Raw genomic sequence first — 13,888 nt, 5'->3', positions numbered from 1 at the left:
TTTCTCCCTTGATCGATATCAATTGGAACGGCTGGCCACGATCTCCGCCCCCAGGTGGCCGGGGCGCAGCACGGTGCCGGGCAGAAGAGTGGACAGGGCGGTGCCGTCGGCCTCATCCCCGAACCAGTAGACCGTGCCGCAGACCCGGATCAGCGGCAGATCCTCCCGATGGTCCGTGAACAGGATCAACGGCCGTTCCGCCCAGCCCCGGTCCGCCAGAAAGCCCAGCACGGCGTCGCGCTTGTGCGGGCCGACGTTACTGGGGCTGTCGGCCGTTCGCTCCCGCGCCGTGGCCAGGACATGCGGCAGGGAGAGGGCGCTGGCCAGACCATGGGCGTAGTCGGCCACCGCCGCTGTCGCCAGCACGCCATCCATCCGCCCGTCTGCGACAGCGGCCAGCACCGGATACAGCTCAGGCCGGACAAAGGATTTCAGCCGCTCGACCAAAGCCGCCTCCGGCCCCGTCTCCCCGCCTTCAACGGCCCGGCACCAAAGCTGCTGCAACCGCCATTTCAGCGCCTCATGACCCATAAGCCCGGTCTTTCGGGCCGCCAGCAACCGGCCGGCGGCCAGGGCGATGCCCAGGCGCTTGATCGGCGGCAGATGCGGAAACCGGGCACGCAGCATGTGCGCGACCCAGAGCCGGAAGCTGTTGACGCTGAGGACGGTGCCGTCCAGATCGAGGATGACGACGCTATGCATCGAACGACCAGGGGAAGCGGCACAATTGCCCGTGGTAACGCGCATGATGCGGGGTCACCCATGGCTGACCTGTGGTCACTGTGATGGCGGCGGACCGGATGCGCGCGCCCGGCGGCGCATGGCGATGCACAACGTCCAGCACCTGCGACAGGGTGGCCCCGCTATCGACGGCATCATCCACCACCACCACCGATGGCGCCTTGCCGGCAGCGGAAAGCCAGGTCGACAGGCGAGTCAGTTCATCCTTGTCGAACTGATAACCGCAGGGCGCGGTTGGACGGGACCGTTGCGTGAGAAGCGCATGTTCCCATACCCGCAACCGGTCAACGATGGGGCGCGGCAGGCTGGCCATCAGGCTTTTGAAGGCCGCCATACCCTGCTTGTACTGGGTAGTGGCCCGACGGCAGGTCAGCGACAGGATGGGAATGCCTGTCCCCAGGGTGCGAGCCATGGCCTCGGCCACATGCAGCCCACCTGTCGGGATGGCGATCAGGGCGTCGGGCCGCCCTTCCTGCAACACCTGCCGCATCAATGCGGCACAGGCATCATCAAAGCCGGCGCGATCCAGGGTGACGACCCCGGATTGCCGGGCGGTGCTTGAAATATCCTGCATCGGATGTCTCCATCGGGTTGGGGGCGAAGGGTTCCGGAACAAGCCGGACGGCGGAAGCGGTCGGGGCGGTTTCCCGCCAGAGCGTTCCAATGGCCGCCCCCAGAAACAGGGAGGCGGACTGATCCTCGATCACCGACAGCACCACGCCGTATCCGGCGGCAAAGGCCAGGATGGCGACGGCTGGTTCCACCCTGCTCTCATCACCCGTGATAGGGCGGCACGTCATACGAACGACCAGCGCGACATACAGCACGGCGAACAGACCGAAATAGGCGTAGAGCAGGACGGCGATGTTGTCGGCGGGGTTGAAGCTGTCGGCGGCGTAGAGGCGCTGCGGCCCGCCAATCCCGCCCAGACCGACCCCGAACCACAGCATCTGGTTCCGGGCGATCCAGTCCCAGGCATCGGGCCAGGTATAGGCGATCCGCAGGAATAGGGATTCCATGCTGAACACACCATCCCCGTGATCCAGATGCAGGCCATGGGTGAACAGCGGCAACCCCGCCGCCAGCAGAAGGAAACAGAGGAAACAGAGGCGCAGCTTCGTCAGACGACCCGCTAAGGGGAGGCATAAGAGCAAGGCCACGGGCGCGAAGGCGATCAGTGATCCCTTCTGGGTGGTCAAGAACACACCGACCAAGGCCGGCACGGCCAGGCCCGCCCGCGCCTTCAGGCCGCGAAGCCGGCACATCAGCACAATGGTCAGGCATGGCAACACCGCTGCGACCGCGATAGAACTGCGTGTGAAACCGGCAACGCGGCGGGCAAAGGGATCGCTGATCTGCCAATCCTTGGACACATCGACATTCAGGTCACCGACCATGGTCCGCATGCCCGTCCAGGGGAAAGTCAGAACGAACTTGTCCAGGCAGATGCCGATCATGATCAGCACCCAGAGCAGAGCGAAAATCCGTAGCACCCTTCCGCCCGGAGCGATGAACATGCAGCCGGCGAAGAAGCCGAACAGCATGTTCATCAGGACCTTCACGCCATAGACCGCCCCCAGCGGGCTACCGACCGTGCCCATCAGCACAAGGGCATGAAAAGCCAGCACCACCCCCGACGCGATGAAGGCCGGATGCAGCCGCAGTTGAGCACCCTGCGCTGCGGCCAGCAGGAGCAGCGGCAGGACGATCAACCCGTCACGCAGCAGGATCAGGCTGTCCTGACCCGCCAGATACAGGCCATAACGTGTCGGCGCCTCCAGCGTATAAATGGACAGATAGAGAAGCCCGCAAAAGGCGAACAGGGCGACGAAACCGGGCATGTCAATATTGCCTGCCCCCGTGAAAGGAGCGGGATTGTCGCGTCGGCCCAAGATACTGCCGTGATGAAGGATGGCGTCGCTCATGACGACCATCTGAACCACGGCACCGGTCTGACCGGTTGTGATCAATATGTGGCCGCACTGCGGTAGGCACGGCTTACCAGCGGAGCTGGCGTAGTAGTCCAGATGTAACTCAACAATATATTGATGGTTCAGTTAAATATCATAACTAAATATAGATCATTTCATTCCCTGCACAGCGTCCCTTCTTGGTCCCGACGTGGGTTGACGCCTGCACCCGCCCCTGTGATCTTGCTGCTACGCAACATACCCTCGCACGGCATCGCGTTGTTTCCCAGAGGGAACCACCCCTGAATTCCGACGAATGGAGTGCTTATCCATGACCACACCCAGGGTGATTGTAACCGGCGGCGCCGGCTTCATCGGCAGCCATACCTGCAAGGCCCTGTCACGGGCCGGTTTCCTGCCTGTTGCCGTTGACAATCTCTCCAATGGCTCCGCCGATGCCGTGCGCTGGGGGCCGTTCGAAAAGGGCGATCTGGAGGACGCGTCCTTCATGGACAGCGTTTTCCAGCGGCACCGCCCCGTCGGCGTCCTGCATTTCGCAGCCTTGATCGAGGCCGGGGAGTCTGTACGTGCGCCAGGTCGGTTCTATCGCAACAATGTCGTCGGTACGCTGGCCCTGACGGAGGCGATGGCACGGGCAGGCGTGAACGTGCTGATCTTCTCCTCCACCGCCGCCGTCTATGGCAATGCCGGCGAGGGTCCGATACCGGAAACGCATCCTTTACGACCCGTCAACCCCTATGGGCAAAGCAAGTTGATGGCGGAGACGATACTGGCTGATCTAGGCCCTGCAACCGGCCTTCATTTCACGGCGCTACGCTATTTCAATGCGTCGGGGGCTGATCCAGAAGGCGAAGTGGGAGAGACGCACGACCCGGAAACCCATCTGATCCCCCTGGTCCTGCAAGCCGCGTTCGGCCAGCGGCCCCATATCAGCATCTATGGCACCGACTACCCCACCCCGGACGGCACCTGCATCCGCGACTATGTGCATGTCACAGACCTGGCTTCGGCCCACTTGCTGGCCCTGCAACGCCTGCTTGCCGGTGGGCAGAGCGTGGCCTTGAACCTGGGCTGCGGCCGCGGCTTTTCTGTGCGTGAGATCGTGCGAACCGCCGCCGCCGTCACCGGGTTTCCTGTCACCACTATCGATCAGGAGCGGCGGCCCGGCGATCCGGCGATCCTGATTGCCGACGCCAACGCTGCACGAGCGACGTTGGGCTGGACGCCGAACTTCACAGATATCCGCGATCATATCCGGCATGCCGCCGCCTGGATCCTGCCGCGTGAAAACCAATCCTTGGCCTATGCCTGACAGCACCGCATGGGCAGTCATAGCAAGCTGGTCTGAAGCGCAAGCCAGACTGTAACTCTCGGCCATGGGACGCCCGTCGTGCCGTGGCTCTGGCCTCATTACCGGTATCGGCACATGTAACCCTGTTCCGTCTTAAGCCGGACCAGGGCTGCTTAAAGCGTATTTCCGTCAACAGGAAACACGCTCCAATCTTTCAGCTCCTCAAGCGCCGGCGTCGCATCCGCGGCTTGGCGTCATGCGGCACGGGCCGCGGCAGTCGCCGTCGGACCGGTTTTCCAGTCAAAGGAAAACCGGTCTAGCATGGCCTGGTAAAGGCGGATCAGAACTTCGCCCGTACACCCAGCGTGAAGGCGCGGCCAATCGTGTCATAGGCCCCGGAATAGGGAATAGAGAAGGTGGTTGTCGGCAACGGCGATGGCGGCGGATCGCGGTCGAACAGGTTGGAGACGGACAGATACGTCTCGTAATGTTCGGCGAACTTCGCCGTCACCGTTACATCGGTGTAGGCGACGCGGGGAATGTCATTCTCCGAAATGCCCACCCCTTCCACCAGGGTCGGATCGATCAGCGATTTGGCGATGATCCGTTCCTGCACGAAGAAGCTGAACGGATCGAGATCGTAGGTCGCCTGCAGGCTGGCCCGCCATTTCGGGTTGGTGGAGGCGCCGCGCTGCTGGATCACCGATCCCACCGCCGGGCGGATCATGTCCTTGGTGTTGATGTTAAGGAAACCGCGCAGCGTCAGGCGACCATCGCCGACATCGGTGCTGTAACGCCCCTCAATATCCCAGCCTCGCACGATCTGGGTATTCAGGTTGAAGGGCGGAGTGATCACTGTCAGGGCTCCGTTGGCGAAGCTTTGCAGGGCGCAGAAAGTCTGGTCCCCGGCGGCGCAGAGATTGACCTGCTGCGGCGCCAGCAGCGTGCTGATCGCGTTCTTGAGGTTGATCTTATAGTAATCGACCGACAGCTGGAAATCCGGGATGAAGGCAGGTTCCAGCACCGCACCGAAGGTCAGCGTGTCCGCCTTTTCCGGGCGAAGGTTGGGATTGCCACGCGTCAGCTGGAACAGCGGCACCGTCGTGCCATTATAGGTGACGGTGCTGCTGGAGAACTGGCTGCCATTGTAAAGGTCGATAATGCCCGGTGCCCGGATATCGCGCGACCGGGTGGCACGGAACCGCATATCCTCCGCCGGCGCCCAGTTACCGCCCACCTTCCAGGTCGTGGCATTGAAGGAACTGGAAGACGGGGTGGAGGATGAAACCCCGCCCGCGAAGCTGTAGACCCGGCCATCCGCCTTGTACTTTGCATGGCGCAGGGCGGCGTTCAAATCCAGTTGCTGGAAGAAAGGCCGGTTGTCGGCCAGCGGCACGCCCACCTCGCTATAGGCTTCCTTGACCTTGATGCCGCCGCTGAAGGGCTGCGGATTGAAGAAGCGGAAGGCGCCCTGGCGGCCATTCTGCGCCGATGGCGCGCCGCGCAAACCGGTGAAGCTGTTGACCTGCTTCGACAGCGCGTCGGAGGTCTGCTCCGCGCCGTCATCACGATATTCGATACCGGCGGCCAGCGACACCGACTTGGTGCTGGCCAGGAACCCGTCACCGACCTCGCCGCGCACATTCAGGGAGGCGTTATGCTGGGTCAGGCGCAGGTCCTTGTAGCTGTCGCCCAGCACATAATCGATGGCAGCCGCACTGGGCGCGCCCAGGCCGAAAATATTCAGCGGCACGCAGCCGGGGTCCAGGCCCGACAGGGTGGACCGGCAGACGATCTGGCCATTGGCGGGGTTCAGCACGGCATCGGCGGCGGCATAGAGGTTGCGGCTGATGACATTGTTGCCTTCCACGGCGCGCTGATCGGTCTGGCTGTAGGCATAGCCTGCATCCCAGCTCCAGCCATCGCCCAGCTTCCCGTCCAGCCCAATGCTGCCCCGGTAGAGCTTGGTGGTATATTCAAGCTCCACGGGCGGGAAATCTGCCTCATACCGGCCCACCGCGACGGAAGCCAGGTTGTTGGCCGTCATCAGGGTCTGCAACGCCGCCGGCATGAAGGCGTTGCCGCTGAAGATGGTGAACTGGCTGGCCGTCCCCGTCTCCGGCTCCATGAACGCGCGCTGAAGTGTGTGGGAGCGGGCATGAAGACCATTGATGGTCAGGTTCAGATCGTCGGTGAGCGCATATTCCACGCTGCCGAACGCGTTGTAGCGTTCCTGGTTGGGCACCAGGGAGACATTGACCCGCGCGCCGCTGCCGCCATTCTGAAAGGCGCTGCCCGTCACCGTGCCACGGTCGAAGGTGCCCAGTTGCCCACCCGGCAGGAAGGTAGTGCCGCGCAACGCGCCGTTACCGGCGGCGTAAGTAATGAAGCCGCCGGGGAAACCCACCGAACTGCGGATATCATCGACCAGGATGAAGGAGGGCGTGGCACCGGCCACCGGGTTGGCGATGCGGCCCGCCGCCTTCTCATACCATGAACGATGGCTGTCCTCGTTCACGTCGATGCCGTTCATCTTGAAATATTCACCGCTGAGCACGACGTGCCCGCGCCCGCCGGCGAAACTATCGCCCCAGCTGAGCTGGCCCAGCCCGTTGGGCACATCGCCACGCGTGGAAATCCCGCCCTGCAATTCGGCCTTCAGGCCCGTGAACTGCCGGTCCAGCACAAAATTGACGACGCCGGAGATGGCATCGGAGCCATAGGCGGCCGAGGCACCGCCGGTCACCGTATCCACCTGCTTCACGATGGCCTGGGGCAACATGTTGACGTCCACGGACCCGACCTGATTGGTCGCCACGATCCGCTGCCCGTCCAGCAGCACCAGATTGCGGTTGAAGCCCAGACCGCGCAGGTTCAACAGGTTCTGGCCCGTGGTGCCGATGGCCACCGACGGCACGCCGACATTCGTTTTATTATTGTTCACGAACTGCGGCAGGCTGGCCAGACCATCGGCCAGATTGGCGGGTGCCGCCAAGCTTAGATCGTCGGTCGTCACCACGGTCAGCGGCGTCGGCGCGGCAAAGCCCATGTTCAGGCGGCTGCCGGTAACAATGATCTCTTCCAGCGTCTCCAGCGCATCGCCGGTATTGGCCGGCGGCTGGGCGTCCTGCGCCAGGGCCAGCGACGGAATGACAGCCGCCAGGGCGACAATACTGACGCATGAGCGGATCAGGCCGCTCTGCCGGTTGGCGAAACGAAGCTTCATGGGTTCCTCCCCCTCCTTTTTGCGGATGATGCCGGTCTTTGTCGACGGTGCCGGCGCAGCCCTCTTTGGCTGCTTGTTTTCGGGGATAACCCCAAACCGGATGGATGTCAAATTAGATTATGGATTGCATAACATAACGATTATGTTTTATTCTACCCTCAACGACGAAGAATGTTCGAAGAGGGGGAGTGAGACGTGGCATCAGTGCAGTTTCGCGGCGTCACCAAGAGTTTCGGGGGAACGCATATCCTGCGTGGCATCAATACGATGATCGCCGATGGCAGCTTCGCCGTGCTGGTCGGCCCGTCCGGATGCGGGAAATCCACGCTGCTGCGCCTGCTGGCTGGGCTGGAGGTGCCGACCGACGGGACCATTATGATCGACGGACAAGATGTCAGCCGCACAGCACCTCAGCAGCGCGACATCGCCATGGTATTCCAGAGCTACGCGCTCTACCCGCATATGGATGTGGCTCGGAACATGGGTTTCGCGCTGACCCTGCGCGGCACGCCACAGGCGGAGATCGACCGGCGGGTGAAGGCAGCGGCGGCGCGCCTGTCACTGGACCATCTGCTGGACCGGCTGCCCCGGCAGCTGTCGGGCGGCCAGCGGCAGCGGGTGGCCATGGGCCGCGCCATCGTGCGCGATCCCAAAGTCTTTCTGTTCGATGAGCCCCTGTCGAACCTCGACGCCAAGCTGCGGGTGCAGATGCGCTCCGAAATCCGGGCCCTGCAGCAAAGCCTGGGCAGCACCTGCCTTTACGTCACCCATGACCAGATCGAAGCCATGACCATGGCCGACGTCATTCTGGTCCTGAATCAGGGCCGTATTGCCCAGTCGGGACCACCGCAGACGCTCTATGATGATCCCGACAATCGCTTCGTGGCGGAATTCATCGGCTCGCCCTCCATGAATTTCCTGGCCGGTCAGATTACCGGTGCCGTCTGGCGGGCGGAAACGGGGCACTCGCTGCCGCTGTCCGGCATCTCGCCGGGGGATGAAGGACGCCCGGTCCTGCTGGGAATCCGGCCCGAACATGTCATGCTGTCCGACGGGCCGGGCACATTGCCGCTGACGGTCCGAACCGTGGAGAATACGGGGGCTGAAGTGCATATCCGCGGCTTCTGTGGTAACGGGACCATAACGCTGGTCGCCCGCCCCCCAGCCACCACAAGGCCTGGTGTGGAAACCGCGATCAGGCTGGACCCGGCCCATTGCCTTTTCTTTGATGCCGGAACGGAGGAGAGGCTGCGCACTCTCAGGGCGGTGCCAGCATGACCTTATCCGTTCCCCTCACGCGCCGCGAAATTCTGTCGGGGATGTCCCTGACCGCGCTGGCCGGGTGCGGCCGGATCCGCGATGCCAACAGTGTGCGCGTGCTGCATATCGAAACCAATCGGGAAGTCCTGTCGATCTGGCAGGCGGCAGCCCATCGTTTCACGGCCCGCCATCCCGGTATCACCGTCGAATTCCGCGTGATGGAGCCGAAATCGTTTCAGTCACGCATGTCCACCCTGCTGCAAAGCGACGGTCGCCCGCACCTGTTCTACAGCTGGGGCGGGGCGTCGCTGGATGCGCTACGGGCGGCGGGATTGCTGGCGGATATCACCGACCACCTGTCGCCCGGCACCACCGCCGGCCTGATGCCCAAGGCGCTGGGTGCCTATCGGCGGCAGGGGCGGCTTTACGGCCTGCCCTATCTGGCGACGGAGATCGGGCTGATCGCCAATCGCGCCCTGCTGGAAAGGGCAGGTGTGACACCCGCGATGCTGGTCGACTGGCACGGTTTCATATCGGCGCTGGCGCAGTTGAAGCAGGCGGGCATCCCGGCACTGGCCATGGGCGGCATGGATCAATGGCCCCTGACCCTGGTTCTGGGACAGCTGGCCCTGGCCGGCGCGGGGGCGGACGGCATCGCGGCGGTGCTGGAGGATCGGGACGGCGGGTTCGAAGCCCCTGCCCTGCTAACCGCCGCCGACCGCTTCGCATCTCTGGCCGCCCTGGACCCATTCCAGCCCGGCTATCTCGGCACCAAGGCTCAGGGCGCGATGCAGCTTTTCGTGAAGGGTGGGGCCGCATTGATAATGCATGGCACTTGGTTCTACCGACAGGCTGGCGCGCTGACGGGGCGCGACCCTGCGGCATTGGCAGTGGATTTCCCCTTCATCGGCTTTCCATCCCTGAACAGTTCTGCGGCCACGGTGCGTCAGGGTCAGCTGAATGGCTGGCTGGTCAGCAACTGCGCCCCGCCCGCCGCCATCGCCTTACTGGAGCAACTGACGGGCCATGAGACACAGGCGGCCCTGGCCGCTGGCGGACACATCATTCCCGCCAATCTGGCGGCCCGAAGCGCCCTGACCCATCCCGAACTGGCCGCCGCCGCCCGTCGGTTGGATGGCGCGGAGAACATCCTGCTTTCCTGGGATCAACTGCTGGGCAGCAATGGCGGCCCGACCGCAAACGATGTCGCGGTGCGATTGGCCACGGGCCGGATGGGGCCGGCGGAAGCAATGAAGGCCATTCGCCGTGGCTGGCAAATCGAACGCCGGGCCGACGGCCTGGACGGCCCATATGCGGGCGCCATCGCCGATCTTGCCGGAAGGGGGACGCCATGAACCAGCCTTTGAGCCGGCGCGACATGCGCACGGGCGCCGTCTTCATGGCCCCCGCCCTGCTGCTGTTCGGTTTCTTCGTGGTCCTACCGATGTGTCAGGCCTTCCGCTTCTCGCTCTACAACTGGAACGGCTTTGGCAGTCCGACGGATTTCGTCGGGCTGGCCAATTATCTGGAGGCGTTGCAAGCCCCCGCCTTCCGCCGCGCCCTGTTCGATGTCGGAATACTGATCCTGGCGGCCCTGCTGATCCAGCTGCCGCTGGGTCTGGCCTGCGCGCTGCTGGTGGGTGACCGGTTTCGGGGGGTGACGCTCTACCGGCTGGTGCTGTTCCTGCCCTATGTGCTGGCCCAAACCGCGACCGGTCTGGTCTTCACCTTTCTCTATGATGGCCGCTATGGACTGGCGGCCCAGGTGACGCGCTGGCTGGAGATCGACCCCGTCTTCCTGCTGGGTAATCCGGATACGGCGCTGCCTGCCGTGGTAGCGGTGATGATCTGGAAATATTTCGGCTTCGGCATGATGCTGTTCGTGGCCGGGCTGCAATCGCTGGACCCCAGTCTGGTGGAAGCGGCCAAAATCGACGGGGCGAACCGTTGGCAGGTGCTGCGCTATATCACCCTGCCGCATCTGCGACCCGTGATGGCGCTGGTAGCCTTCTTCGGGGTACTGACGGCGCTGCAGCTTTTCGATCTGGTCATGTCTCTGACCATGGGCGGCCCCAACGACGCCACCCAGACCCTTGTCACCTATCTCTACAGCAACGGCCTGTCGCGCCTGCGCATCGGCTATGGCAGCGCCGTCGGCGTGCTGCTGTTCGCCACCTGTCTGGCGACGACCCTGGCCTTCAAGATGCGGAGGCGTCACCATGGCTGACCGCACCCCGATCCTGCGTCACGCCGCCCTTCTGGTGTTGGCCAGCCTGATCCTGCTGCCCTTGGTCGTGGTGATGCTGGGCGGGTTCAAATCGCTGGACGAACTGGCGACCAACCCCGCCGGCCTGCCCGCCATATGGCACATGGACGCCTATGCCCGCGTGCTGGGCGACCCGCGCTTCTGGTCCTATCTGGGCAATTCCGCCCTGGTTACACTCAGCGCGGTGGCCATCACCACCACCATCTCGGCCATGGCGGCCTTCGGCGCCGTCTTCGTCCTGGGACCCTGGGGAGAGCGGCTGATGAAGCTGTTCGCGCTGGGGCTGATGGTGCCGCCGGCCATCGCCATCATGCCCATCTTCCTGCAGGTGCGCGACCTGGGTCTATTGGATACGCCGCTGGGCCTGATCCTTCCGCAGGTCTCCTTCGGTCTGGCGATGGCCACCATCCTGCTGGTGCAATTCTTCAAGGAGATCCCCGCCGAACTGCATCAGGCGGCGATGCTGGATGGCTGCGGCCCCTGGCGCTTTTTCCTGACCATCGTGCTGCCGTTGGCAACGCCGATCCTGGCGACCGTGGCAACCATCCAGTTCGTGCAGAGTTGGAACAACTACATCATTCCCCTGGTCCTGCTGGCATCGGAGGACCGGTACACCTGGCCGCTGGGCATCATGGCCTTCCAGGGCGAGAATATTCAGGAATGGAACCTGGTTCTCGCCTTCGTCGCCCTGACGCTGCTGCCCAGCATCGCCTTCTTCCTCGCCTGCCAGCGCTACATCGTCGCCGGATTGTCGTCCGGCGCCGTCAAAGGATGAGAACTCCGCCATGATCGGCATTAGCTTCTACAACGCTTACTGGTTCGACAAAGAGGCGCTGTCCCTCTGGGATGACCGCGCAACCCTTTCCCGCTGGCTGGAGGTCGAACGGGCCCTGGCCCGCGTGCAGGCGGACCTTGGGATCATCCCCGCCGCCGCCGCCGCCGGTATCGAACAGGCGGCGCAGCCCGACCGGTTCGATCTGACCCTGCTTGCCGACGCCATCGCCATCGCCCAGCATCCGCTGGTGCCCGTGCTGAAACAGATCGAACAGTTCGCGGGGGACGAAGGCGGCGGCTGGCTGCACTGGGGTGCGACCACCCAGAACATCTTCGACACCGCCCAGGCAATGCAACTGGCCGCCACGGTCAAGCTGGTACGCCGTCATCTGGATCATGCCTGTGACCGGCTGGCCCGGGAAGCACGCCAGCACCGCGCGACGCCGCAGGCAGGGCGCACCCATGGGCAGCATGCCCTGCCCATCACCTATGGCTTCAAACTGACTGGCTGGCTGGCGGAACTGCGCCGCCACGCCGAACGTCTGGCCATCGCCGCCGAATGCGGCTGCGTCGCCCGGATCAGCGGTGCTGTCGGCACCTATGCCGCCCTGGAGGGACGCGGGCGGGAAGTGGAGGAGGCGCTGGCCGTCTCCCTGGGCCTTGCCGTACCCGACCTGGCCGGGCGCGCTGACTTCGACCGGCAGGCAGAGATCATGACGGCGCTGGCCGCCTGCGCCGCCGGAGCCGAGCGCATCGCCGCCGATCTGTCCTTCCTGCAACGCACTGAAATTGCTGAGGTATCGGAAGACCATTATCCTGACCGGGTCGGCAGCTCCACCATGGCCCAGAAGCGCAACCCATCGGAGGCGCAGCGCGTTATCGCCCTGGCACGACTGACGCGTGGCCGGGTGCCCATGGTACTGGAGGCCATGGTGCGACAGGATGAAGGCGACGCCGCTTCCACCAATGTCACCGATGTGTTGATGCCAGATTTCTGTGTTCTGGCTGCGTCCGCCATCGCGGCCCTGGCCCGGCTTCTTGACAACGCCCATCCCGATCCCGCCCGCATGCGTGCCAATCTGGATATCACCGGCGGCATGATCTGTGCCGAAGCGGTGATGATGCGTCTGGGCCGTGCCCTGGGCCGAGGGGAAGCCCACCATTTCCTTCATGAGGCGACGGCACAGGCCCATGCATTGGGACAGACCTTCGCCGACGCCGTGCGAAGCCATCCTGGACTGGTTATGCATCAGGACGCGATTGATCTTGATGCGCTTCTGGACCCGACCCGCTATCTGGGAGAAGTGGACGCCATCGTCGATCGGATCGCAGGGCTGGGATAGGGTCTCGACCTGCGCGGGGCGGTCAGGCATCTATATGACCAGTAGCCAATTCCAGGCGAATGGGAAAGATGAACGACAAAGCCACAGGTGACAGCAAGACCGCCATCGATCGCACGCCACGCGGCGGCTGGTCTGGAAGCTGGGCCAGCATCCGCGATCTGGAGGTCTTGCGCGCCGTCATCGAACAGGGGGGCGTAACGTCTGCCGCCCGGCATCTGGGCATTTCGCAACCCGCCGTCAGCCGCACCCTGTCGTTGCTGGAGGAACGGTCGGGCCGCACCTTCTTCACACGCCAGGGCACCCAACTGCTGCCGACGGCGGAGGCGATGCAGCTCTTTTCCGCCTCTGGCATGGTATTCGAGGCACTGCGGGGCATTGAGGAATTCCGTTGGCTGGAGCCGGAGCAGGAGCGTCTGTCCCTCGTCGCCGCACCGACGCTGGCCCATTGCCTGCTGCCCCAGGTCATTGCCCGTTTCACCCGCGAAAATCCCAACATCACCGTCACTCTGGAAATCCAGACCTCGGTGGAGGTGATCAGCCGTATCGCCAGCGATCAGGCACAGCTGGGTATCGCGGAAGTACCGGAAGGGGATTGGGGCGTGCGCAAACAGCCCTTCCGTCGCTCCCACCTGGCCGTGGCCGTGCCCAAGGACCATCCTTGGGCCAATCGCCGATTCTTGCGGGCAGACGAGATCGGCGATCAGCCGCTGATCGTCCTGATCAAACGCAACCCGTTCCGCACCATGCTGGATCGGCTGTTATGGCGTGAGGGCGGCCTGCCCAACATCGTGGTCGAAACCTCCGACGCGCTCTCAGCCGTGGAGCATGTGGAACAGGGGATCGGGCTGGCCATCGTCAACCCGTTCCCTGTCATGTTGCGCACCGGCCCAGACGTGCGTTTCGTGCGGTTGGAACCATCCATGGCCTATGAAACCTGCATCCTGACCAACCCGTCACGCCTGCCCACCCCCGGCATCAGCAAATTCACCGACGTCCTGCGATCCATGCAAAGCGCCGGAACCGGCCTGTCGCAGGCTGTGTGAAATTCGAATCTGC

Annotated in this window: 11 protein-coding genes; 7 read left to right on the top strand and 4 right to left on the bottom strand. The window is 63.9% G+C overall.

All coding sequences use genetic code 11. The features are described 5' to 3' along the window. Positions 1-18: 18 nt before the first annotated feature. The 3 genes from ABC729_RS18270 to ABC729_RS18260 are packed head-to-tail and all read right to left on the bottom strand — an operon-like array spanning position 19 to position 2,666. Positions 19-702 (bottom strand): HAD family hydrolase, encoded by a 684-nt coding sequence (locus ABC729_RS18270; RefSeq protein ID WP_495609034.1) that lies wholly within the window; start codon positions 700-702, stop codon positions 19-21. Next, a complete protein-coding gene (locus ABC729_RS18265; protein WP_495609033.1) occupies positions 695-1,315 on the bottom strand; it encodes a phosphoribosyltransferase family protein in 621 nt (206 codons plus the stop codon). The genes ABC729_RS18270 and ABC729_RS18265 overlap by 8 nt, the downstream gene beginning before the upstream one ends. Beyond that, positions 1,251-2,666, bottom strand: coding sequence for a hypothetical protein (locus tag ABC729_RS18260; protein WP_495609032.1), 1,416 nt, complete (start codon positions 2,664-2,666; stop codon positions 1,251-1,253). Before ABC729_RS18260 ends, ABC729_RS18265 begins: the two co-directional genes overlap by 65 nt. Before the next feature lie 316 nt (positions 2,667-2,982). On the opposite strand from ABC729_RS18260, the gene galE reads away from it, so the two are divergent. Further along, complete coding sequence (galE, locus tag ABC729_RS18255) at positions 2,983-3,984, top strand: UDP-glucose 4-epimerase GalE (RefSeq protein WP_495609031.1); 1,002 nt, start codon at positions 2,983-2,985, stop codon at positions 3,982-3,984. 319 nt (positions 3,985-4,303) lie between these two features. Here the strand turns inward: galE and ABC729_RS18250 are convergent, their stop codons facing one another. Continuing rightward, positions 4,304-7,189 carry a TonB-dependent receptor domain-containing protein gene (locus ABC729_RS18250; RefSeq protein ID WP_495609030.1) on the bottom strand — a complete coding sequence of 962 codons (2,886 nt, stop codon included), beginning with the start codon at positions 7,187-7,189 and terminating at the stop codon, positions 4,304-4,306. A 195-nt stretch (positions 7,190-7,384) separates the two neighbouring features. On the opposite strand from ABC729_RS18250, the gene ABC729_RS18245 reads away from it, so the two are divergent. From ABC729_RS18245 to ABC729_RS18220, 6 genes are all read left to right on the top strand, one after another. Then, positions 7,385-8,467 (top strand): ABC transporter ATP-binding protein, encoded by a 1,083-nt coding sequence (locus ABC729_RS18245; protein ID WP_495609029.1) that lies wholly within the window; start codon positions 7,385-7,387, stop codon positions 8,465-8,467. Beyond that, positions 8,464-9,804, top strand: a complete 1,341-nt coding sequence (locus tag ABC729_RS18240; protein WP_495609028.1) for an ABC transporter substrate-binding protein — start codon at positions 8,464-8,466, stop codon at positions 9,802-9,804. The genes ABC729_RS18245 and ABC729_RS18240 overlap by 4 nt, the downstream gene beginning before the upstream one ends. After that, positions 9,801-10,676: a carbohydrate ABC transporter permease gene (locus ABC729_RS18235; protein WP_495609027.1), complete on the top strand. Its 876-nt coding sequence runs from the start codon at positions 9,801-9,803 to the stop codon at positions 10,674-10,676. Before ABC729_RS18240 ends, ABC729_RS18235 begins: the two co-directional genes overlap by 4 nt. After that, a complete protein-coding gene (locus ABC729_RS18230; RefSeq protein ID WP_495609026.1) occupies positions 10,669-11,490 on the top strand; it encodes a carbohydrate ABC transporter permease in 822 nt (273 codons plus the stop codon). Before ABC729_RS18235 ends, ABC729_RS18230 begins: the two co-directional genes overlap by 8 nt. Before the next feature lie 10 nt (positions 11,491-11,500). Beyond that, positions 11,501-12,832, top strand: a complete 1,332-nt coding sequence (locus ABC729_RS18225) for a class-II fumarase/aspartase family protein (protein ID WP_495609025.1) — start codon at positions 11,501-11,503, stop codon at positions 12,830-12,832. A gap of 68 nt (positions 12,833-12,900) precedes the next feature. Next, positions 12,901-13,875: a LysR family transcriptional regulator gene (locus ABC729_RS18220; RefSeq protein ID WP_495609024.1), complete on the top strand. Its 975-nt coding sequence runs from the start codon at positions 12,901-12,903 to the stop codon at positions 13,873-13,875. Positions 13,876-13,888 lie beyond the last annotated feature (13 nt).

The sequence above is a fragment of the Niveispirillum sp. CC-CTL257 genome, assembly GCF_059489915.1.
The sequence above is the reverse complement of the archived record's forward strand: the minus strand, read 5'-3'. Positions and strand labels throughout refer to the sequence as shown.

Bases quoted from the DNA above. Each gene is read 5' to 3' on its own strand.
- ABC729_RS18240 (WP_495609028.1), top strand. From the start codon at position 8,464: ATGACCTTATCCGTTCCCCTCACGCGCCGCGAAATTCTGTCGGGGATG.
- ABC729_RS18270 (WP_495609034.1), bottom strand. From the start codon at position 702: ATGCATAGCGTCGTCATCCTCGATCTGGACGGCACCGTCCTCAGCGTC.
- ABC729_RS18230 (WP_495609026.1), top strand. From the start codon at position 10,669: ATGGCTGACCGCACCCCGATCCTGCGTCACGCCGCCCTTCTGGTGTTG.
- ABC729_RS18265 (WP_495609033.1), bottom strand. From the start codon at position 1,315: ATGCAGGATATTTCAAGCACCGCCCGGCAATCCGGGGTCGTCACCCTG.
- ABC729_RS18225 (WP_495609025.1), top strand. From the start codon at position 11,501: ATGATCGGCATTAGCTTCTACAACGCTTACTGGTTCGACAAAGAGGCG.
- ABC729_RS18260 (WP_495609032.1), bottom strand. From the start codon at position 2,666: ATGAGCGACGCCATCCTTCATCACGGCAGTATCTTGGGCCGACGCGAC.
- galE (WP_495609031.1), top strand. From the start codon at position 2,983: ATGACCACACCCAGGGTGATTGTAACCGGCGGCGCCGGCTTCATCGGC.
- ABC729_RS18235 (WP_495609027.1), top strand. From the start codon at position 9,801: ATGAACCAGCCTTTGAGCCGGCGCGACATGCGCACGGGCGCCGTCTTC.
- ABC729_RS18220 (WP_495609024.1), top strand. From the start codon at position 12,901: ATGAACGACAAAGCCACAGGTGACAGCAAGACCGCCATCGATCGCACG.
- ABC729_RS18250 (WP_495609030.1), bottom strand. From the start codon at position 7,189: ATGAAGCTTCGTTTCGCCAACCGGCAGAGCGGCCTGATCCGCTCATGC.